The organism is Paenibacillus woosongensis (genome assembly GCF_030122845.1).
In the GTDB taxonomy this organism is placed as follows: Bacteria; Bacillota; Bacilli; order Paenibacillales; family Paenibacillaceae; genus Fontibacillus; species Fontibacillus woosongensis_A.
In genome coordinates, this window is sequence record NZ_CP126084.1 from 2,876,311 (window position 1) to 2,896,229 (window position 19,919).

At 50.4% G+C, this 19,919-nt stretch carries 19 protein-coding genes; 3 read left to right on the forward strand and 16 right to left on the reverse strand.

Annotation, left to right across the window (positions count from 1 at the left end):
* Positions 1–31 precede the first annotated feature (31 nt).
* The 3 genes from QNH46_RS13130 to QNH46_RS13140 form a co-directional block, all read right to left on the reverse strand.
* The gene (locus QNH46_RS13130) at positions 32–1,294 is read right to left on the reverse strand and encodes a hypothetical protein (RefSeq protein ID WP_283928433.1); all 1,263 of its coding nucleotides are present in this window, start codon (positions 1,292–1,294) and stop codon (positions 32–34) included.
* A gap of 5 nt (positions 1,295–1,299) precedes the next feature.
* A complete protein-coding gene (locus QNH46_RS13135) occupies positions 1,300–2,034 on the reverse strand; it encodes a phosphonate ABC transporter ATP-binding protein (protein ID WP_155612890.1) in 735 nt (244 codons plus the stop codon).
* A gap of 75 nt (positions 2,035–2,109) precedes the next feature.
* Positions 2,110–3,294 (reverse strand): MFS transporter, encoded by a 1,185-nt coding sequence (locus QNH46_RS13140; RefSeq protein WP_283924720.1) that lies wholly within the window; start codon positions 3,292–3,294, stop codon positions 2,110–2,112.
* Positions 3,295–3,489: 195 nt separating this feature from the next.
* Here QNH46_RS13140 and QNH46_RS13145 point away from each other — a divergent pair, with 195 nt between their 5' ends.
* A complete protein-coding gene (locus QNH46_RS13145) occupies positions 3,490–4,404 on the forward strand; it encodes an ArsR/SmtB family transcription factor (protein WP_283924721.1) in 915 nt (304 codons plus the stop codon).
* A gap of 37 nt (positions 4,405–4,441) precedes the next feature.
* Positions 4,442–5,206 (forward strand): HAD family hydrolase, encoded by a 765-nt coding sequence (locus QNH46_RS13150; protein ID WP_283924722.1) that lies wholly within the window; start codon positions 4,442–4,444, stop codon positions 5,204–5,206.
* A 99-nt stretch (positions 5,207–5,305) separates the two neighbouring features.
* On the opposite strand, the gene QNH46_RS13155 is transcribed toward QNH46_RS13150, so the two are convergent.
* From QNH46_RS13155 to pdhA, 13 genes are all read right to left on the reverse strand, one after another.
* Entirely contained in the window at positions 5,306–7,585 is a 2,280-nt protein-coding gene (locus QNH46_RS13155) for a type IA DNA topoisomerase (protein ID WP_283924723.1), read from the reverse strand.
* A gap of 136 nt (positions 7,586–7,721) precedes the next feature.
* Positions 7,722–8,213, reverse strand: coding sequence for a dihydrofolate reductase (locus QNH46_RS13160; RefSeq protein ID WP_283924724.1), 492 nt, complete (start codon positions 8,211–8,213; stop codon positions 7,722–7,724).
* A gap of 38 nt (positions 8,214–8,251) precedes the next feature.
* Positions 8,252–9,046, reverse strand: a complete 795-nt coding sequence (gene thyA / locus QNH46_RS13165) for a thymidylate synthase (RefSeq protein WP_283924725.1) — start codon at positions 9,044–9,046, stop codon at positions 8,252–8,254.
* 104 nt (positions 9,047–9,150) lie between these two features.
* Positions 9,151–9,582: an NUDIX hydrolase gene (locus QNH46_RS13170; protein ID WP_283924726.1), complete on the reverse strand. Its 432-nt coding sequence runs from the start codon at positions 9,580–9,582 to the stop codon at positions 9,151–9,153.
* Between the two features lie 27 nt (positions 9,583–9,609).
* Positions 9,610–10,221, reverse strand: a complete 612-nt coding sequence (locus QNH46_RS13175; RefSeq protein ID WP_283924727.1) for a LysE family transporter — start codon at positions 10,219–10,221, stop codon at positions 9,610–9,612.
* Between the two features lie 61 nt (positions 10,222–10,282).
* Positions 10,283–10,873: a nucleotidyltransferase family protein gene (locus QNH46_RS13180; protein ID WP_283924728.1), complete on the reverse strand. Its 591-nt coding sequence runs from the start codon at positions 10,871–10,873 to the stop codon at positions 10,283–10,285.
* Positions 10,866–11,336, reverse strand: coding sequence for a VOC family protein (locus QNH46_RS13185; protein WP_283924729.1), 471 nt, complete (start codon positions 11,334–11,336; stop codon positions 10,866–10,868). Before QNH46_RS13185 ends, QNH46_RS13180 begins: the two co-directional genes overlap by 8 nt.
* 100 nt (positions 11,337–11,436) lie before the next feature.
* Positions 11,437–12,348 carry a Gfo/Idh/MocA family protein gene (locus tag QNH46_RS13190; RefSeq protein WP_283924730.1) on the reverse strand — a complete coding sequence of 304 codons (912 nt, stop codon included), beginning with the start codon at positions 12,346–12,348 and terminating at the stop codon, positions 11,437–11,439.
* Between the two features lie 189 nt (positions 12,349–12,537).
* Positions 12,538–13,377, reverse strand: coding sequence for a hypothetical protein (locus QNH46_RS13195; protein ID WP_283924731.1), 840 nt, complete (start codon positions 13,375–13,377; stop codon positions 12,538–12,540).
* A gap of 567 nt (positions 13,378–13,944) precedes the next feature.
* The gene (gene lpdA / locus QNH46_RS13200; protein WP_213592206.1) at positions 13,945–15,360 is read right to left on the reverse strand and encodes a dihydrolipoyl dehydrogenase; all 1,416 of its coding nucleotides are present in this window, start codon (positions 15,358–15,360) and stop codon (positions 13,945–13,947) included.
* 4 nt (positions 15,361–15,364) lie between these two features.
* A complete protein-coding gene (locus QNH46_RS13205) occupies positions 15,365–16,669 on the reverse strand; it encodes a dihydrolipoamide acetyltransferase family protein (protein ID WP_213592204.1) in 1,305 nt (434 codons plus the stop codon).
* Positions 16,670–16,696: 27 nt separating this feature from the next.
* Positions 16,697–17,674 (reverse strand): alpha-ketoacid dehydrogenase subunit beta, encoded by a 978-nt coding sequence (locus QNH46_RS13210; RefSeq protein ID WP_283924732.1) that lies wholly within the window; start codon positions 17,672–17,674, stop codon positions 16,697–16,699.
* 83 nt (positions 17,675–17,757) lie between these two features.
* Positions 17,758–18,837, reverse strand: a complete 1,080-nt coding sequence (pdhA, locus tag QNH46_RS13215; protein WP_055107997.1) for a pyruvate dehydrogenase (acetyl-transferring) E1 component subunit alpha — start codon at positions 18,835–18,837, stop codon at positions 17,758–17,760.
* A gap of 254 nt (positions 18,838–19,091) precedes the next feature.
* Here pdhA and QNH46_RS13220 point away from each other — a divergent pair, with 254 nt between their 5' ends.
* On the forward strand, positions 19,092–19,820 hold the full coding sequence (locus QNH46_RS13220) for an alpha/beta hydrolase (protein ID WP_283924733.1): 729 nt from the start codon (positions 19,092–19,094) through the stop codon (positions 19,818–19,820).
* Positions 19,821–19,919: the final 99 nt, after the last annotated feature.

Below are 19,919 nucleotides of genomic sequence, written 5' to 3' on the forward strand. Positions count from 1 at the left end.
TGCCTTCCTCCCTTTTGATTGCATTAAGCGATTATCGCTTAATTTCTTTCTCGCCTTTATTCACTCTTAAATCGGTATGGCTAAGGAAACCGATCACTTTATCATTGTCGCGCGCGAGCAATTCCCAGTCTTCCTTGACCTGCTCCCACTCCGCTAAAGAGAAGAAGCGGATTTCCGCGAGCGTCGCATTCGTATCGATATCTATGAAATTGATAAGTTCATCCTTGATGGATTTAATATCGATCGTTACTTTGCCCCACCATTCCTTCGGAAGATTGAAATAGAACCGGCCTTCCAAATCCATATATTGCTGCATAACAAAAGTCAAACCATTGCTCGGATCCCATCGATAATACGAGAACAGCCAAGGAATATCGTCAAAGGCGATGTATTCCCAGCCTCTCGGGGTTTCCAGCATGCCGATTTCCAGAATACCGTCATCATTGACATCACCGCTCATGATCTGGTAATCCTTCAACGTCGCACTCTGGTCAGGTATGAGATCTACAAGCTGGCCGTCTTCCATCACAATAATGATGGAATATCCGGAATGCTCGCCCGAAATGGCGTCAAGAATAATTCCGCGCTTATCCGGCGTAATGTTGCCATGAACAACGTTGTAATAACCGCTTACCGCATCATCGAGCTGCAGCTTAGCCAACTCCTGAAACGATTGGTCATATTGATAAGTCGTTATCGTCGTATATTGATCCTTCCTGAGCGATACAACTGTAATATCAAGCTGGCCGTCATCATTCAGATCATCGATGATGAAATAGTTATATGGAAGCTCCAAAATCCGCTCCACCGAGCTTCCCGTATAGGAATAGACGATTAAGCCTTTCTGGGTTTGCTTCTCCCCGCTCGAGAACCCGGCAACGATATTGATCTCACCGTTCCCGGTCACTTCCTTGAGTTCAAAAGATTCAAGCACTTGGCCTTCTCCATCGAATCTGACCTTTGGTATCCACGTATTGTCCCGGTTTTCCAGAATCAGGCCATGAACCTTGACCTTCTCCATCGGGGTCTCGTAGAAGACCACCGCTTCCATGATGCCGTCCTTGTTGAGGTCGACCACCCGGATTGAGCTAATGTCCGCCGCGTCGCGAGGCCGAATCACCGCACCTTTGAGTTCGGCGTTGATGACGCTTCTCAGCGTCTCCTTATCAGAGCTTAGCTCAGGCGTCTTCATCAGCAGCTTCGGATCCATCATAAAGTTGCATCCGCTAAGCACAAGCAGCAGCAATGCGCTTCCCAGAAGGGGAAGCCATCTGGTTAAATTCAATCGTATCACTCTCTTCATGCTAAGTCGATTTGCCGCTTCTCTTCGCCGGTTAGACGTCTTCCCTTCACATCTAGCTGGAGCTGCCCGTCGTAAATGCCCCAAATTCTCGTGCAGTACCGCTCCGCCAGCTCGATCGGCAGCGCCGCGATGACCGTCTTTCCCTGTTCGGTGCATAAACTTTTGAGCGTAGCCATGACTTTGTCCGCAGAGTGTGGATCCAGTCCGATGACCGGCTCATCCGCCGCAATAAAGCCCGCGCCGTGCACAAGCGCCCGGCAAATCGCCACGCGCTGCCGTTCACCGCCGCTTAAATTGCCCGCTTTGAGATGCGCTTTGTCCAGCAAGCCGAATTTCTCCAGCTCGTCCATCGCGCCCATATAATCGTCCGAGCGAACCATGCCTGTCAGACGCCTTAGCAGCGATGTCTGCCCGGCTTGGCCGATCAGCACGTTTTTCAGCGCGGTTTTCTCGGGGTTAAGTGTAGGATTCTGTTCCAAGTATGCGCATTTGGAACGAAATTTTCCCGCTCCCTTGCCGCCGCCGCGAATGACTGATTTGCCATCCCAGGTATAGTCTCCATCATTCCAGCTTTCCCGTAGGGCGAGGCATTGCAGCAAAATGCTCTTGCCGCTTCCGCTGGGCCCGACGACTCCGATCATTTCTCCCGCTTCAAACTCGGCGCTAATCCCGTGCAGTACTTCTTTGGTATTGCCTTCTACCGATTTCTTGAGGTTGTTCACCTTAAACATGTCGATTCTCCTTTGGTCAATGCTTCTCTTCCTTTAGTTTATTGGAAATAGCTCTGAAAATCCATTACACCATGTTCATAATTTATGATTTATTCCCAGCTTCGGCCGAAACAGCAAACCCGCCACCGAAAATGTCAAATAAAACAAACCGAGAATCACGAACAGCAAGCCGGCCGAACCGAAGTGCATGGCAGCTCCGCCCAAATTCGGACCCGCGATACTGCCGATATTAAAATGAATGGAAGCGATCACGTTGGCCGTAGGAAGCAGATGCCGCGGCAAAATATCGGCTGCGTAGGCCAAGCCAAGCGAGAAAAATGAACCGACCAGGCCGCCGGTAAGCATGAAAATCACCAGAAGTCCAAAATAATCGCTTCCTATTAAAGGAACGATGAGGAATAGCAGGCCGCCCAGGCTTCCCGCAATCATAAGAATAATTTTACGTCCATACCGATCGCTTAAGTAGCCTAGCGGCAGCTGCAGAATCAGTCCGCCGATACCGAAAAACGGCAATAATGTAGCTATTTCGCCTGCGGTCAGCCCCGTGCGCAGCCCATAAATCGGAAAATTGCTATTCATCGCAGCCTCCATGTAGCCATAGAGCACCGACGGAATTAATGCAAACCAGGCCAAACGGTATATTCGCAGCGTTTTTCGTGAGCCGGAGGCTTTCCCTTTTCCCTCGTCCAGTTTGTCAGGCATGGTATCCGGCATTTGCAGATATACGAGCAAGGCAACCAAAGCGAACAGAATAGCTAGCAGCAGGAACGGGACAAGCTGCCCGTAAGGCAGCAGCCGGATGGCCAGCGGCCCGATAGAAAAGCCGATGCCGTAAGACATCCCATAGATGGAAATATTTCTGCCTCGCTGATTCGGAGGCGTGATGAGCATCATCCAGAGTTGGGATGCAAAATGCAGCGCGTTGTCGCCTATGCCCACCAGCAGGCGCAGGATAAACCAGACTTCGAGATTCGAGATCAGCGGAAATAGCGGAAGTGCCACCATAACCAGCACCATTCCCCCAAGAATCAGCTTCTTGAAGCCAATCCTCTCCAGCACCTTTACCGCGACAAGAGACATCCCGAAGGAGCCGATGTAAAGGGCAGCCGCATGCAAGCCGTTCACGGAGGAGGAGATCCCCCGCTCCTCCATAAATATGGATAGAACGGGCAGAAGCAAGCCCTGGCTTAGTCCAGCGGCAATGATGACTAAGATCAGAATAAATACTGGTGAAAACAAGCGTTTGTGATGATATTCCATAGATGTAATTCTGCTCCTTCGCTAAAAAGAAAGAAAATCGTCAACAGATGACGACTTTCCACAATCATTTGTAGGTTATAATTCAAACCAGGCATTCCACCCACGGCTTATAACAATAAACATTATAGTAGACAATCTCATAGCAAACAAGCCATAATGGATATGGATGTAAAGATGTCAGGGAGGTTTCTTGTCATGACATACAATGTCAAAGTTGACGTTTCTCCAATATATGAGCTCATCAGCAGCTTCATAGTATTTACGACCCGCAAATGGGTGAATAATCTGGATGTAGGACTGGAGTGGCTGGAAGATATCGGCTCCCGCTTTAACCTGGATGCACAGCAGGCTTTCGCCGCTGCCGCGAAGTTTCCTTTTTCCGATTACGATGTGCTGTATGCCTGGGCGATGGATCGTTCCAGCCATAGCATCGACGCCTTTCTCGACGACCTGGAGCATGCCGCAAATGATACCCTTTACCATAGTATTAAATCCTATATCCCCGATATGAATACTCAAGAAGTCGAGCGTATTCGCACTAGTTATGTCCCGCTGCTTCGGAAATGGAATGATTTGTACTTTATCGATGTTGCTCCGCAATATACACCTCTCTTAGAAGAGGATGCGGCCGAGAAATCCACCTTATTGCATAAAATGGACCCTGAAGCGCTCGTAGAATACGCCTCAGGCGGAATCGTTCTTGAAGCGGGGCTGCCAAGCGAACAGGTTGTGCTTGTCCCATCCATACATTTCCGGCCCATCAACACCTATTGCTTCTATAACGGTGCACTGCTGATCCAATATCCGATCGATATTCCCGAGCTAGACGAAGACGAACCGCCGACATGTCTGCTGCGGCTAACGCGGGCACTGGCCAATCCAGAACGCCTTCGCCTGCTCCGCTATGTCGCTAATGAACCGAAATCACTGCAGGAAATGGTCAGTAACCTGCACGAATCCGAAGACAAGCTGATGCATCATCTGATGCGCCTGCGCGTGGCTGGCTTGCTTCGCGTACATCTCGTCGACGTCGATACGGAGAAATTCAGCATCCGGCCGGATGGGGCAGCTGAGCTGCAAATGTTTTTGGAATCCTATATCCGGTTATAGTAATATTGTTTCCCGCTGTACAAAGGAGTGACCTGTTTTGAACGATACACTGCGCCAACAAATCATTTTTGATCTGGATGACACACTGATTTACTGCAATATATATTTCGAGCAAATTCTGGAGCGATTCGCTGACCAGCTGTTGGAATGGTTTGGGGCAGAGCGGCTTACGGCACGTGAAATCCTTGCCAAACAAACGGAAATTGACGTTGCCGGCGTCAAGAAGCTGGGCTTCGTTAGCAGCCACTTTGCGGAATCGCTCGTGGACACGTACCGTTATTTCAGCTCATTAATCGGCCGTGAAGCCAACCTGATCGAGGAGGAGCATCTATCCCAGCTTGGCATGAGCGTATACGACCAGGAAGTAGAGCCCTACCCCGGCATGGTGGAAACGCTCAATTTGCTGAGCGAGCAAGGCCATGAGCTGAACTTATACACAGGCGGCGACGCATCGATCCAGCAGCGCAAAATCGAACGGATGAAGCTGTCCTCGTACTTTGGCGACCGAATCTACATCCGCACGCATAAAAATGCCGAGGCGCTGGAGGAAATTTTACGGTCGCGGCACTTCAACCGCAGACGCACCTGGATGATTGGCAACAGCCTGCGCACGGATATTGCCCCGGCGGTAGCCGCGGGAATTAACTCGATCTATATCAAGCATCCCACGGAATGGTCCTATAATCTGGTTGATATCAAGCAGCCTGCAGATACGTCGATGTACACGATATCCTCCTTGGAGCAAGTACCCGGCATTATCGCCGAAAGCCTGGCGATGACGATCCGGAACAGCGGCAGGTAAATTGCCTCAGGTTTCAAACCGTTATTTAAGAACAGAAATAAGGTTGCCTAACTCTAGGCAACCTTATTTCATTTTTGGTTTATGATAAATGCTTGCAGACTATTCTTCGGCCCGCTGCAAATCCAGCTTCCCGCTCATGGAATCGGCGAGCACGATCCGCGCCTTGAAATCGCCTTCGGGCTGCTTGAAGGTCAGCAGCTGCGTCTGACCCTTGCCGACCAATGAAATCAGCATATTCACGGAAATATTCTTGCCTGCGTATTCCTTCCAAATGACAAATCCGCAGCCTTGTTTATAATGCGTGCAGCCATACCCTTTGCGCCCTTCGATAAGCTGGCCGCCGCAGCCCTCCCGGGGGCAGGGCGCAAGCGGCTGCAAAGAGCCTGGCGCTGAGCCGCTTACGCGTTTTTTCACCACCGTATCCGGTCTTTTGAGTTCGTTTCCTCCGCTCTGTTCCGGACCAGACGCCTTGCGCTGGGCCGAACTTTTCGCTTTCGGGCCTTTCCCGCGCCCGCCCTTCCGCTCTTCCTCCTTGATCTCGAATAGGGAAGCATCCGCCTTTGGCTGGACCCGGACTTTATCGATGATCGACAGCGTGAAGCGCTTGACGTTCTCCATGAATTTCTCTCTGGCCGCCTCACCCTTCGAAATTTGATACAGCCTGCGCTCCCACTGCCCGGTCATCTCCGGCGAGGTCAGCAGCTCGATACCGGCATGGCGAATGAGCTCGATGGCCGTCCTTCCTTTTTGGGTTACGGTAATGCGCTTACCCTGCATCGTAATGTAACCGACGTTTTTGAGGCGTTCAATCGTCGCGGCCCGTGTAGCCGGCGTGCCGAGTCCTGCGTCTTTCATCGCGTCCCGCAGCTCCTCGTTCTCGAGCTGCTTCCCGGCGCTCTCCATCGCTTTCAGCAGCGTGCCCTCCGTATAAGCCTTTGGCGGCTGGGTAGCCTTCTCCTTCGCCTGCGCATCCAGACACTGGACAGGCTTATCCTTCTCGACGTGGAACGGTTCGCTGACCAGTTCTTCCTGCTCCTCTTCCTCATCCTTCTTCTTCCCGCGGCTGCCTGCCCGCGGATCTTCAGGCTGACATACTTTCCAGCCCAGGGATAGCAGTTCTTTCACATTCGTCTTGAAGGTTTCGCCGGCAACCTCGGTGAGCACGGTATGCTGTTTGTACTCCGCAGGCGGATAGAAATGCGAGAGAAAGCGGCGAATCACCAGATCGTACACATTCTGCTCTTCCTTGCTGAGCGTCCCGGCCCGCCGAAGCGTCGGCAGGATCGCATGGTGATCCTCGACCCGCGCCGGGTTGCAGACCGATTTATTGCCCACGTGCACAAGCCTAGGATTCGCACCCTCCACCAGCTGCTGGTAGGGGCCGGATTTGAGCATATGCAGTGCTTTATGCATCCCGTCGATATTTTGCTCTGTCACATAGTTAGAATTCGTCCGGGGATAAGAGATCACTTTATGCCGTTCATAGAGCGCCTGGGCTAAATCCAAGGTCTTCTTGGCCGAATAGCCGTATTTGGCGTTCGCGTCACGCTGCAGCAGCGTCAAATCATACAGTTTGAACGGATATTCCTTCGTGTCCTTGACCTCGTACTCGCTAATCCGGCCTTCCTTGCCCCGCACTTTATCCGCGATAGCTGCCGCCTTCTCCGCATCTGTTAGACGATCACCCTGCCAGGTCCCCGTATACTTGCGGCCAAGCTGCTCCAGCTCCGCCTTTATTTCATAGTAGGTCAGCGAATCAAAGCTCTCGATTTCCTTTTGCCGGTCGTAAATAAGCGCCAACACCGGAGTCTGCACCCGGCCGACGGACAGCAGCGTACGATGCTTAGTCGTAAAAGCGCGCGACGCGTTCATGCCGATCAGCCAATCCGCTTCGCTTCGCGCTCTCGCCGCCTGCGTCAAATTCTCAAATTCCGCCTCCTCATGCAAGGAATCGAAGCCCTTCTGGATACTCTCCGCCGTCAAATCGGAAATCCACAGCCGCTTAACGGGCTGCGTCAGCTTCAGCTGCTGCTGGATCAAAGCGAATATGTACTGGCCTTCCCTCCCGGCGTCGCAGGCATTGACGATGCAATTGCAGCGCTTGGCCACTTCGCCGATGGTCTTCAGCTGATCCTTCGTTTTCGGATTAGGCACGATCTTGAATCGATCGGGCAGGATCGGCAAATCGCCAAAGTTCCAGCGCTTGTATTTCTCATCGTAAGCGTCCGGCTCCGCCAGACCTAGTAAATGGCCGATCGCCCAAGTGATGATGTAATGCTCGCCTTCCAAATACGATCGATTATTTTTCGCTCTCGGTTCGATGACGGCAGCGATCGTTCGACCCATGTCCGGTTTCTCTGCGATTACGAGCGTTTTCATCGGTTAAGCCGCCTTTCTATCACAATTACGTCTTCATTTCCTGTCATAGCCAAAACAAAGAGCTGCGCTCCGCGCAGCTCCGATGCACACTCTATTATATCATATTTTAGAAGATTGCTGGTTTAATTTCTATTCTTTAGCCCTTGCGCCGTTCATAGATCATAAAGCGGTGATCATATAAATTCTTCTCGTCCCGAATGCCGGGGATCTCCTCGATCACGACAAACTTCGACCAATCCAACGGCGGAAAATGTACATCTCCCTCAAATTCGGCGTCAATCCGGGTAACGAACAATCTGTCAGCATGCGGAATAAACTGCCCGTACACACTGCCGCCGCCAATGACCATTAAGTCATCGCTCTTCGCGATATCCAGCACTTCGTTCACGGAATACACTACTTCAGAGCCCTCGGCTTCATACGAACGGTCACCCGTCAGCACGATATTCCGGCGGCCAGGAAGCGGCCTGACTCGTAAGGACTCCCATGTTTTTCGGCCCATCACAACCGTTTTGCCCTTGGTCTGCTGTTTGAAGAAATTCATATCGTTTGGCAATCTCCAGGGCAAATCATTGCCCTTGCCAACCAAGCCATTTCGATCCATGGCCCAAATTAGCGAAATGCCCATATAGCACACCCCTCTTCTCCCCTATTAAACTGCGGCTGCTATACGGCTACCGTCGCTTTGATTGTCGGATGATGCTCATAACCGACGAATTCGAAATCTTCATACACGTAATCAAAGATCGAATCCGGCTTACGCTTGATTACCAATTTTGGCAGTTCATAAGGCTCCCGTACCAACTGCGTCTTTACCTGCTCCACATGATTGCTGTAGATGTGGACGTCCCCACCGGACCAGACGAACTCGCCAACCTCCAGCCCGCATTGCTGCGCCACCATATGGGTCAAGAGCGCATAGCTGGCAATATTGAATGGCAAGCCGAGGAATGTATCGACGGACCGCATCGTCAGCATGCACGACAGCTTCCCGTTCGCCACATAAAATTGGAAGACGAAATGACATGGCGGCAGCTTCATGTTATCGACCTCCGCCACATTCCAGGCGCTGACGAGATGGCGGCGTGAATCTGGATTATTCTTGATCGCTTCGATCACGTTGGCAATCTGATCGATCTTTCTGCCGTCCGGCGCTTCCCAGGATCGCCACTGCGAGCCATACACCGGGCCAAGGTCGCCGTTCTCGTCCGCCCATTCATCCCAAATACGAACGCCATTTTCTTTGAGATAAGCTATATTCGTGTCCCCTTTAAGGAACCAAAGCAGTTCATGAATAACCGACTTCAAATGGATTCGCTTTGTCGTGACGAGCGGAAATCCCTTGCTCAGATCAAATCGAAGCTGGCGGCCGAATACGGACAGCGTTCCCGTGCCCGTGCGGTCTTCCTTGACCGTTCCGTTATCCAGCACATCCTGCAGCAGATCTAAATATGCTCTCATGTATCGCACCCCGTACTGTAGTTATTATCAAATTCTAAATCATTATAGCAAAGTGTTCCGCAGATTGGGAGCATAGACTCGATTAAAGATACGCCAACTGCTGTTTACTTCGCGCGAACGCCTTCGTCATAATAGGCTACTTCGGCGCCTCGGCGCACAATATCCCTAAGCTTCTCCTTGTAATAGGGCATCAGCTCATCGGCGCGCTCTACTTCGATCCATTCGATGGCTGCAATTTCATCCGGCCGGACAATCTCCATGTGCCCCCCAGTAATTTGTCCGCGAAAAGTTACAAATACGACATGCTGCCCCAGCTCCGTAAATAAGCCTTCATTCACCGCCACTACGCCGCCGATTTCCACGTCCAGTCCAGTCTCTTCCTTCGCTTCGCGAATTGCAGCTGTTTCCAGCGTCTCTCCTTGCTCTACCGCGCCTCCCGGAAGCGTCCAAGCATTTCTGCTGTGGTTCTTAACCATCAGGATCTTCGTCTCGTCTTCATTAAGCAACAGCGTATATACGACATCAACACGTCTCATATGAACTTACTTCCTTTCGCAATAACATTAAGATGAACGAACCATTCTAACCGCGAAGTACAGAATCAACACCCCAACAGCGCCGTCTAGTACTTTTAGCAGCGCCTCCGGCAGAAATTGCCCGATGAAGCTCCCGGCTAAGGCGACAAGCAGCAGGAAGGCCAGCGTAGACAGCACCGTCCCGAAGCCAAAAGCATAAATACCCGCTTTGCTTAAGCCGCCTTCGGCGACCTTCGCAGTAAACATTCCCGCCCAGAATACAATCGTAAGCGGATTGGAGGCCGTAAGCAGCAGACTCGATAAAATGGGCCTGTCCACATCGGCGCCGCTCGGCAGGCGGAAATAGGACAGCAGCTCTATGCCAAAGACCGATAACACCAGATTCATCCCGAACACAAGCAGGACGGCAAAGCCGAATATGCGCAGTCCCCGGTTGACCTCCGGCCGATCCATAAAGGAAGCTGCGCCAACGATAGCGAGCAGGATGAATATCGCGTCGACCAAGGTGACGGCCGCTACCCCGGCAGCCGCTTCCAGAAATCCTTGCTTGCTCGCTACGTTAAAAATATAAATGCACACAGGACCAACAGCAAGCTGCAAAACCATCCCGAACCTGAATCCTCTTAAAACAACCATCATTGCGGTTTCTCCCGGCACCAGAATACACTTAACGACAAAGCTTCCTTGCTAGCCCCAACGGCTAATCCGTGTTCCAAGTCAACAAAGGCCAGTCTTCCAGCCAATGCTTCCTGCGAACTCTCTCCAAATAGTAAGGCCGATCCGCAAAAAGAGGGCTTCGCCTCACCACCATGCACAACAAATCGCCCAAGCCATAAGGAGCGCATAGCTCCAATTGATCCTGATCCGTCAAACGAACTCCAATAGCCGTGGCGGTCTCCGGCCACCTGCGCATCGCATCCGCGGCTGACGCATAGGGCGGAGCTTCGTTGCGGATATGCATGCGTGCCTGATTTTTGACCGACCATCGCGGGTTGCCCGTTTCTTCAATTAACCGGAATTGCAATGCAGCATCCCGCTCTTCGCTGCAAAGCCGCGGATCGAAAAATACCACATCGATATCTTCATGCCGAAAACGAGCGTCATAACCATGCAAGCAATCCCATATATAACCCCGAATATATCCCGCAGCAATGTAACATTCGGGCAATTCCAGACTCCTAACGGTGCGCAGATCCTGCATCAAGGGCTCGCATTTCCTAATTAACTGCTTGACACGGTCTTCGTCCCGACCGCCTTCCTCGCGGCACAGCAGCTCGTTCAACTTATTCATTTCGACGAAGTCCCGAGAGCTTCTCCCACTCGTCCAAGGAGAGTTTATCTGTGATATGCTTCAATTCAGCTGGTACCTCAATATAACACATCAGCTCAAGACTGTTGCCATCCGGATCATTGAAATATACGGAGGCATTGCCTTGATTGGGGCGTACAAAGGGCTGTACCGTACTTCTGCCCCCAAACGGAACAGCCTCGACCTGAATCGAGGCGAGCCAGTCTAAGGAACGTTTTAAATCATCATATGCCACGCGGAACGCGATATGCCGCAAGGACGGATGATAGGGAGTTTCATACGCTGATCCTTCCCATAACCCAATCCAGCTACGGCCTTCCTCGATCCAATAAAACGCCGTATCCTCGTCTCGCCAGGCTAACTTCAGTCCCAATTTGTCGTAGAAAGCCATTGAGATCTCCAAATTTCTGACCGGCAAATGCGCTTCGTACAGTCCTTGAATCATTTTTATCCCCTCCATATAGCAGCAAGTTCCATGGCAGTCATCCATCTGCCGCCTCGATGTAATCACATCATATTGTAAAGCAATTAGCCGCTAATTTATATTATCTAAAAGCATCTCCCGGTGCTTGCAAGTCATAGGGCTTCCCCGTCTCCTTACTCCGGTGCGCAGCTTCGATGAAACTGATTACCGCAAGGGTTTCCTCCGGAGCTACGGGAGATATTCCCCCTCGAAAAAAATAAACAACCTGCTCCAGCAGGCTCTCATAGTACGGCTTGCCGCCGGGCTGAATACCCACATGATCACTCCTGCGCTCTCTGTGAATGACCGCACCAAAGCTGCCGCCCTGGCGCCTGCCCCGTACGACGCCGATCCGTCCGTCCGCCCAGGTCCCCGTTATCACCTCATGATTGCCGCTGCAAGTGGTATGAACCTGGCGGCATCCCTGCCCCATAATCGCGAACAGCATCTCCACGGTGTGAATGCCATACCAGAAATAATCGGCCTGGCCTTGCACGAACGGCATCGGGCCGTATACATCTGCCCCGATAACATCGCCATGACCAGTATGTTCCAGCGATTCCGTCAAAGCTGAAGCATAGCGAAGCGAAGAGGCGCTCATTAACGGTACGCGATAACGTTCGGCAAGAGCGACAATAGCACGCGCATCAGTAAGGCACGTCGCAATAGGTTTATCGATGAACACCGGTTTCCCATATGGGGCGACCTTGCTGAACTGCTCCAAATGCGTGCTGCCATCAACCGACTCGATCATGATCACATCCGCCGCCTCGGCAACCGCTTCAATGCTGCTGAGCATGGTCACGCCATATTCCCGTATGAGCTCGCCCTCATAACGGTCCACCCGGCTGTAGCTTAATTCCATGCGTGAGGAGCCGCCGGGAAAGGCACAGCCGATGGTGATGCCGCGCAGGCAGGAGGATGAATCCTCAGCCTGATGACGATGCAGCAGCACCGCAAAAATGCTGACATGTGAAGTATCTAGACCGATCATCCCAATTTGAAGAGGGCGCTCCAGCTTGATCACCACGCTTTCAAGTATTATCGAATCGTGCTGTTACATTTTATGAGTCAAGGGAGCTATTTCTTCCTAATTGAGAGTTATTGACGATCAAAGATCAATCCATCAGCGCAAAAAAAGAGTGCTTCTTCTGCACTCTTCTTCCTTGTAGTTCTGCCGTTGTCATTTTGCTTGAAAAGAAGCCCCGTCAAACACAAATGTATTCATTGTCGTAGCTGGGGTTCCCTGAACAGTCTCCCCGTCATCCTCAAGCAAACTTAACGTCTTCCAAGCGTAGAGAATATCGTCGTGCACACGGTACCCTCCCACAGTGAGCGAATAAGATCCCGGTATCATCGCATTCATTTCCTTTGTGATCCCTTTCCAAGCCTCTACCACTCGTGTTTCCTCCATATACCAGAGATGGGCGATTTCAACTTCCAACCCGGTACCCCCGGTCCGTTCTACAGTCTCGTACAACAGCTTACCGCCTACATGAATAGGCGTTCCCGGCATTAAATCATCTACCTTCCAAGGGCTCTCGAAAATCAATCGATAATTCCCTGTCACATCCCGATCAAAAATAAAATAATGCCCAAGATGCACCCCGCCGTCGATTGCAGCAACTACTTCTGCTGTGTCATCCCCATCAAGATCGACCAGTTCGTAGGACAAGCCTTCCACATAATAACGGTCTTCCTTCCCTTGTTCAATAATCCAATCCGCTACCTGCTGTTTCGTAATTTCGTCCTCTTCCTGAGCTTTCCCTGCTCTCTCCGGATCCGATACAATATCTATTCTATCGCTTCGTTTGTTCCAGTTCGCTGTATAACCTAGTTCTTTAGAGAGAGAAAGAAGCGGGGCGTAAACTTCCCCATCACTTTCTTCAAACCGGGACTTTAGTTGCTGTCCATCCAACATTACGACTAACGGATGATCCGCTTCCACCGGAGGGGTTACCGTTATGCCAATCACCAACAAAGCTGCAACAGCTAAGGATCTGGCCTTGTCCTTATACTGCATCCATCCGTCCTTCCCTTCTCCGCAAGCGATTTCAAATCAACATACAAGCTTTGTAAACTATAGTTACATCTTACCATTAATCTAACAGCTCTTGGTATATTTTTTGTAATTCTTTTAATTTGAATAGAGCTATAGAATTAGCGCTATAGAATTAGCGCCATGAATAGCGTCAAGAATCCCACAACGATCATAAATAAAAACGAAAATCTATCCTTGAACTTAAACCCGTTAAAGTACGGAAACACCTTCGTTGTAAGAGCCAGGAACAAGGTGGTTAACCCCGCGCTAATTCCAAAATAATCAGTGCTCTTAGTTAAAATTAAAACCAGCAGATTGACCGAAACATATAGAATTAGCGTAATCATTTTTCTAAAAATGATTGGCATTATGACCCTCCTCCTCATTTCCAAATCGCCCCCTACACGTGAATTTTACCAGATACACTCTTATTTTGTAATCATTTCTGTTGTGATAAAAAAAGAGCTGCCCGCAGGTTTATATAAAACCTGCAGAAGCAGCTCATCCATATGCTTAGGAGTTTGTGTAACTCTTAGGAGTTACGGGAAATTAACGGGAAATTATGTGGATCGGTTTGCCTTCGACAACCTCTGCCGCTTCCATCGCGATTTCACCCAGTGTTGGGTGAGCGTGGATCGTCAGGGAGATATCTTCAAGCGTCGCGCCCATTTCAATCGCCAGCGCGATTTCAGTAATGAGGTTGGATGCTTCGATACCAACGATTTGCGCGCCGATGACAAGGTCGTTCTCCGCGTTGGCGACAAGCTTCATGAAGCCGTCTGGCTGGTTCAGGGATGTAGCGCGTCCGTTGGCCGCAAACGGGAATTTACCCGATTTCACTTTGATGCCCTTTTCCTTCGCGTCCTTCTCGGTCAAGCCGACGCTGGAGCACTCAGGATCCGTAAATACAACGGAAGGAATCGCTTTGTAATCAACAACAGATGGCAGTCCTGCAATGGCCTCAGCCGCCACTTTACCTTCGTAGGAAGCTTTGTGAGCGAGTGCCAGGCCAGGGACGATATCGCCGATTGCAAAGATTTTCGGATTGGATGTACGGCCTTGATGATCGACTTTAACCAGCCCGCGATCGTCCAGCTCAACGCCAGCCAGGTCAAGACCCAGCTCCCCGTCTGTGTTTGGACGGCGTCCTACAGTAACAAGCAGGTAGTCTGCCGTAATTTCCTTGCTTTCACCGTTAACGGAATATTTAACCGTAACGTTCTTGTCGGTTTGTACCGCACTTTCCGCTTTCGCGTTCGTTACGATCTCGATGCCTGTTTTCTCCATGCTCTTCGCCACAAGACGAGTCATATCCTTATCGAAGCCAGGCAGTACCGTATCCATGCCCTCAATGATCGTTACTTTCGTACCGAACTTGGACAGCATTTGGCCAAGTTCTGCACCGATGTACCCGCCGCCGATAACGACCAGGCTCTCAGGAATTTCTTGAAGCTCGAGCGCTTCAGTAGAAGACAGAATGCGTCCTCCAAATGGGAATGGCTTGAGTTCTATCGGACGGGAACCCGTTGCCAGGATGCAATGTTTGAAACGGTAGCGAGGTGCTTCGTATTCGTTGAATACGCGAGCTTCGTTCTCATTGATGAACATCACTTCGCCATTGAATACCTCGACTTTGTTGCCTTTCAGCAAACCGCCGACGCCTTGAGTCATTTTTTTGACGACGCTGTTTTTGAATTCCTGTGTTTTCGAGAAATCCACTTTTACGTTCTCTACAGAAATACCGAATGCATCCGCATGTTTTGCAGACTCATATTGGTGTGCAGCGGAGATCAATGCTTTGGAAGGAATACATCCGCGGTTCAAGCACACACCGCCGAGTTCCGATTTATCTACGATCAGTACCTTTTGTCCGAGCTGGGCAGCGCGAATGGCTGCCACGTATCCGCCGGGACCTGCACCGACTACCAGTGTATCAATATCAAGAGAAGCGTCTCCTACGACCATGTTGTTATACCTCCATTACGAGCAGCTCAGGGTTGGAGAGCAGCTCTTTGATATAGTTCATGAAGTATTGAGCAGTAGCACCGTCGATCAGACGATGGTCAAAGCTGAGGGACAGGGCCATAACCGGAGCTACGACAACTTCCCCGTTCTTCACAACCGGCTTCTCGCTAATACGGCCAGTTCCGAGAATAGCTACCTCAGGGTAGTTGATGATCGGAGTAAAGAACATACCGCCGGCAGAGCCAATGTTCGTAATCGAAATCGTGCTGCCTCTCATTTCGTTAGGGGACAATTTGCCTTCGCGTCCGCGGGCAGCCAAATCGCGAATAGCGTCTGCGATCATCCAGATGCTCTTGCGATCCGCATCCTTGATCACCGGCACGATCAGACCATTGTCCGTATCGGTTGCGATACCAATATCGTAATGCTTTTTGTATACAATCTCGTTGTTCTCTTCGTCGATCGAAGCGTTAAGCGCAGGGAATTGACGAGCAGCCGCAACAAGCGCTTTGACGATAAACGGAAGATAAGTCACTTTCGTGCCTTTCTTCTCGGCGATCGGCTTCATACGCGTACGGAACGCTACCAGCTCGGTTACGTCAACTTCGTCCATGATCGTAACGTGAGGAGCCGTATACGCGGATTTAACCATCGCATTGGAGATCGCTTTGCGGATGCCTTTGAACGGTACGCGTTCTTCTTCGGCGCTTACGCTGACTGCTGCCGGAGCTGCTGCTGGAGCTGCTTCTGCAGCTTTCGCGCTCTCTTGGGCTGCAGCCGGTGTTCCGCCGCCGCTCAGGAATGCTTCCACGTCTTCGCGTGTAATTTTGCCTGCTTTGCCGGAGCCTTGAACCTGGCTCAAATCTACGCCCTTCTCACGAGCGAATTTACGTACGCTAGGCGTAGCCAGAATTTCGCGGTTAGGTGCCGCTGGAGCAGCAGCGCTGTCCTTGCCAGCCGCCGGATTCTCGGTTGCTGGAGAATCTTTCGTATCCGCTCCGCCTTGTGCAGCATCGGCTTCTTGAGCGCTATGCTCTTCCGGAGCGCCCTCTTGCTCTGGAATGTCGCCTTCAGCGTCGATAACGGCAACGACTTGACCTACGCGGAACACGGCCCCGTCCGTACCGAACACCTCTTGCACTGTACCATTTACCGGACAAGGAACCTCAACGACCGCCTTGTCGTTTTGCACTTCCATAATAATATCGTCGTCGGTTACTTTATCGCCGACTTTGATATGCATTTTAATAATTTCGCCTTCGTGAAGCCCCTCGCCAAGCTCAGGGAAACGATATTCAAATTTAGCCACCTGGAAGACCTCCTAAGTTCATTAAGATTAAAATTCGAGTACTTTATTCACTCCTGCAATAATCGTAGCCGGAGACGGAAGCCATTGATCTTCGATTTGCGCGAACGGATAGACGGTATCCGGCGGAGCTACGCGAAGAACCGGCGCTTCCAAGTGAAGGATCGCTTTCTCGTTAATTTGAGCGATAACCTCTGCAGCGATACCTGCAGATTTTTGCGCTTCTTGAACGATAATAGCGCGGTTCGTTTTCTTCACCGATTCAATAACGGTGTCAATGTCAAGAGGCACGAGCGTGCGGAGGTCGATTACCTCTGCCTTAATGCCGTTCTTCTCAAGCTCTTCTGCTGCTTTAACCGCCGTATGAACCATTAGGCCGTAAGCGATGATTGTTACGTCAGAGCCCTCGCGAACGACTTTCGCTTTGCCGATCTCAACAGTATACTCGCCTTCTGGCACTTCTTCACGGTAAGCATGGTACAGGTTCAAGTGCTCCATGAAGAAAACAGGGTCGTTGTCGCGGATAGCAGAAATCATCAAACCTTTAGCGTCGTAAGGGTTGGATGGAATCACTAATTTAATACCCGGAGTTTGCGCGATCAAACCTTCCAATGCGTCTGTATGCAGCTCAGCTGCTTTAACACCGCCGCCGAACGGAGTACGGAATACGATCGGCGCGTTGTAGCGGCCGCCGGAACGGTAACGCATGCGGGCTGCCTGAACCACGATTTGATCGAGCGCTTCAAAGATAAAACCTACGAACTGGATTTCCGCAATCGGACGGAATCCTTGGATACCCAAACCTACTGCCATACCGCCAATAGCGGATTCTGCAAGCGGCGTATCGAATACGCGCTCTTCGCCGAACTGTTTTTGCAAGCCTTCCGTAGCACGGAATACGCCACCGACATTACCGACGTCTTCCCCGAAGATCAGAACGTTAGGATCACGTTCTAATTCCACGCGCATCGCATCACGAATCGCTTCTTTTAAATTCATTTGTGCCATTAGATTCATATCCTCCTCATTAAGAAACAATCAGACTTTTACTGCCAAGCATTCATTCATGCTCTTAGGTCCTGCTTATCGTCTTACTGGAAATCTGCTTTTTGCTCTTCCAGATGTTTAGGCGTCGTTTCGAACATGCTATCGATCAGACCAGGGATGGTCATTTTCTCGGTTTGTTCTGCTTTCTTGATATGCTCATTAACCGTAGCTTTGGCTTCTTCCTTCACGCGAGCTGTATCTTCTTCTGTCCAAAGACCTTTCTTCTCCAGATATTTGGCAAGACGTGCGATTGGATCCTTCTCGCTCCACTGGCCTTCTTCTTCCTTCGTACGGTACTTGGAAGTATCATCGGACAAGGAGTGTGGACGGAAACGGTAAGTAACGGCTTCGATCAATGTAGCACCTTCACCGTTGCGAGCGCGCTCAGCTGCTTCTTGAACAGCGCTGATAACGGCAAACACGTCCATACCGTCGATTTTCACGCCGCGGATACCCGCTGCAACCGCTTTGTGAGCGATCGATAGAGCTGCAGTTTGTTTGGAGAACGGAGTTGTGATCGCATATCCGTTGTTTTGCACAAAGAAAATAACCGGCAGTTTATAAACTCCAGCAAAGTTGAGTGCTTCGTAGAAATCGCCCTCGGAGGATCCCCCGTCACCTGTGTATGTGATAGCGACTTGCTGCTGCTTCTTCAGTTTGTAACCCATAGCGATACCCATGGCATGAAGCACTTGGGCGCCGATAATGATTTGTGGCATAAGTACGTTGACGCCTTCCGGAATCTGACCGCCGTGCTGATGTCCGCGGGAATACAGAAACGCTTGATACAGCGGAAGACCATGCCATACGAGCTGCGGCATATCACGGTAGCCCGGGCAAATGAAGTCGTCCTTGTTCAAAGCGAACTCGCTGCCCACCATCGTAGCTTCTTGGCCGGATACAGGCGCATAGAATCCAAGACGGCCTTGACGGCCCAGGTTAATGGCTCTTTCATCCCATGTACGGGTAAATACCATGCGGTACATTAACTCTTTCAATTGATCATCACTTAAATTAGGAACTTTATCTTTGTTAACGATTTCACCGTCCGGGGATAGCACGGACAAAGCTTCGACTTCCTCAGTGTATACTTCGTAAGGAACCCTGCTCTTGTTCTTGCTCATTTTCTTCACCTCGACAAAAAATTTGATTATCATGTGCTGCTGTTATAGAATTATTATACATCTGTTTCACTCAATAAGTCAAAGATATTCCGGTAATTTGTACTTTATACTTATCTTTGTATGTATAACAGCGTATAATTTTCACTATAACAGAAGCCCGATTTAAAACCAGTGAATGGAACACTTACTCTAACGGTTATCTTAACTTATCAGCCATTTAAAAGCAAAATGCAAAGACGGGAGCGTGTTGTATTATGACGGATTCGCGCTATTTAAAACGAACGATCGTCAAGGAAGAAATCGACAGCAAATACTTGGATGAGAAGCGGTCGCTGCGGATTTATTTGCCTCCGGGCTATAATGAAATCCTCAGCTATCCTGTCGTATATTGTCAGGACGGAGAAGAATTTTTCAATTACGGCCGAATCGCTACCCATGCGAACCGCCTCATCCTAGATGAAGGGCTTGACCCGTTCATCATTGTTGGCGTCGAGGTTGATACATCGGTGCGTACCGAGGAGTATGCTCCTTTCGGCAACCGCTTCGACGCTTATATTTCCTGCTTCACTGAAGAAATTATTCCCTACATTGAGAGCAAATATCCGGTTCGCCGCGAAGCGGACGAACGTATTTTGGCTGGAGATTCGCTAGGAGGCACCATCTCGCTGCATATCGCTATGAAAAAACCTGAACTGTTTTCCAAAGTGATCAGCTTGTCCGGCGCGTTTTACGAAAAAACCCAGCAACTGATATCCGAAGAATCCGACTTGTCCTTCCTTTCCTTATATATGATCGTCGGCCTGCAGGAGGACAATTACACGACAGATACAGGAACGTATAATTTTGTGGAGCTGAACCGGGCGACCAAATCGCTCTTGGAAGAGCGCGGCGCCCAAATACGGTACCTTGAAAAAGAAGGCAGGCATTTATGGGGTTTCTGGCAGAACGAGCTGCCTGAAGCGCTCCTGCATTTTTTGAAATAGTGCGTGCAATCATCAAAAAATAAGCAGCCTCCAGAGCATGGTGGCGCTTTCAAATCATCTTGATTTAAAGAGAAGCCGTTGTGGTATTATCCCCTCATG

Bases quoted from the DNA above. Each gene is read 5' to 3' on its own strand.
- QNH46_RS13135 (WP_155612890.1), bottom strand. From the start codon at position 2,034: ATGTTTAAGGTGAACAACCTCAAGAAATCGGTAGAAGGCAATACCAAA.
- QNH46_RS13140 (WP_283924720.1), bottom strand. From the start codon at position 3,294: ATGGAATATCATCACAAACGCTTGTTTTCACCAGTATTTATTCTGATC.
- QNH46_RS13145 (WP_283924721.1), top strand. From the start codon at position 3,490: ATGACATACAATGTCAAAGTTGACGTTTCTCCAATATATGAGCTCATC.
- QNH46_RS13155 (WP_283924723.1), bottom strand. From the start codon at position 7,585: ATGAAAACGCTCGTAATCGCAGAGAAACCGGACATGGGTCGAACGATC.
- QNH46_RS13160 (WP_283924724.1), bottom strand. From the start codon at position 8,213: ATGGGCATTTCGCTAATTTGGGCCATGGATCGAAATGGCTTGGTTGGC.
- thyA (WP_283924725.1), bottom strand. From the start codon at position 9,046: ATGAGAGCATATTTAGATCTGCTGCAGGATGTGCTGGATAACGGAACG.
- QNH46_RS13170 (WP_283924726.1), bottom strand. From the start codon at position 9,582: ATGAGACGTGTTGATGTCGTATATACGCTGTTGCTTAATGAAGACGAG.
- QNH46_RS13175 (WP_283924727.1), bottom strand. From the start codon at position 10,221: ATGATGGTTGTTTTAAGAGGATTCAGGTTCGGGATGGTTTTGCAGCTT.
- QNH46_RS13180 (WP_283924728.1), bottom strand. From the start codon at position 10,873: ATGAATAAGTTGAACGAGCTGCTGTGCCGCGAGGAAGGCGGTCGGGAC.
- QNH46_RS13185 (WP_283924729.1), bottom strand. From the start codon at position 11,336: ATGATTCAAGGACTGTACGAAGCGCATTTGCCGGTCAGAAATTTGGAG.
- QNH46_RS13190 (WP_283924730.1), bottom strand. From the start codon at position 12,348: ATGATCGGTCTAGATACTTCACATGTCAGCATTTTTGCGGTGCTGCTG.
- QNH46_RS13195 (WP_283924731.1), bottom strand. From the start codon at position 13,377: ATGCAGTATAAGGACAAGGCCAGATCCTTAGCTGTTGCAGCTTTGTTG.
- lpdA (WP_213592206.1), bottom strand. From the start codon at position 15,360: ATGGTCGTAGGAGACGCTTCTCTTGATATTGATACACTGGTAGTCGGT.
- QNH46_RS13210 (WP_283924732.1), bottom strand. From the start codon at position 17,674: ATGGCACAAATGAATTTAAAAGAAGCGATTCGTGATGCGATGCGCGTG.
- pdhA (WP_055107997.1), bottom strand. From the start codon at position 18,837: ATGAGCAAGAACAAGAGCAGGGTTCCTTACGAAGTATACACTGAGGAA.
- QNH46_RS13220 (WP_283924733.1), top strand. From the start codon at position 19,092: ATGACGGATTCGCGCTATTTAAAACGAACGATCGTCAAGGAAGAAATC.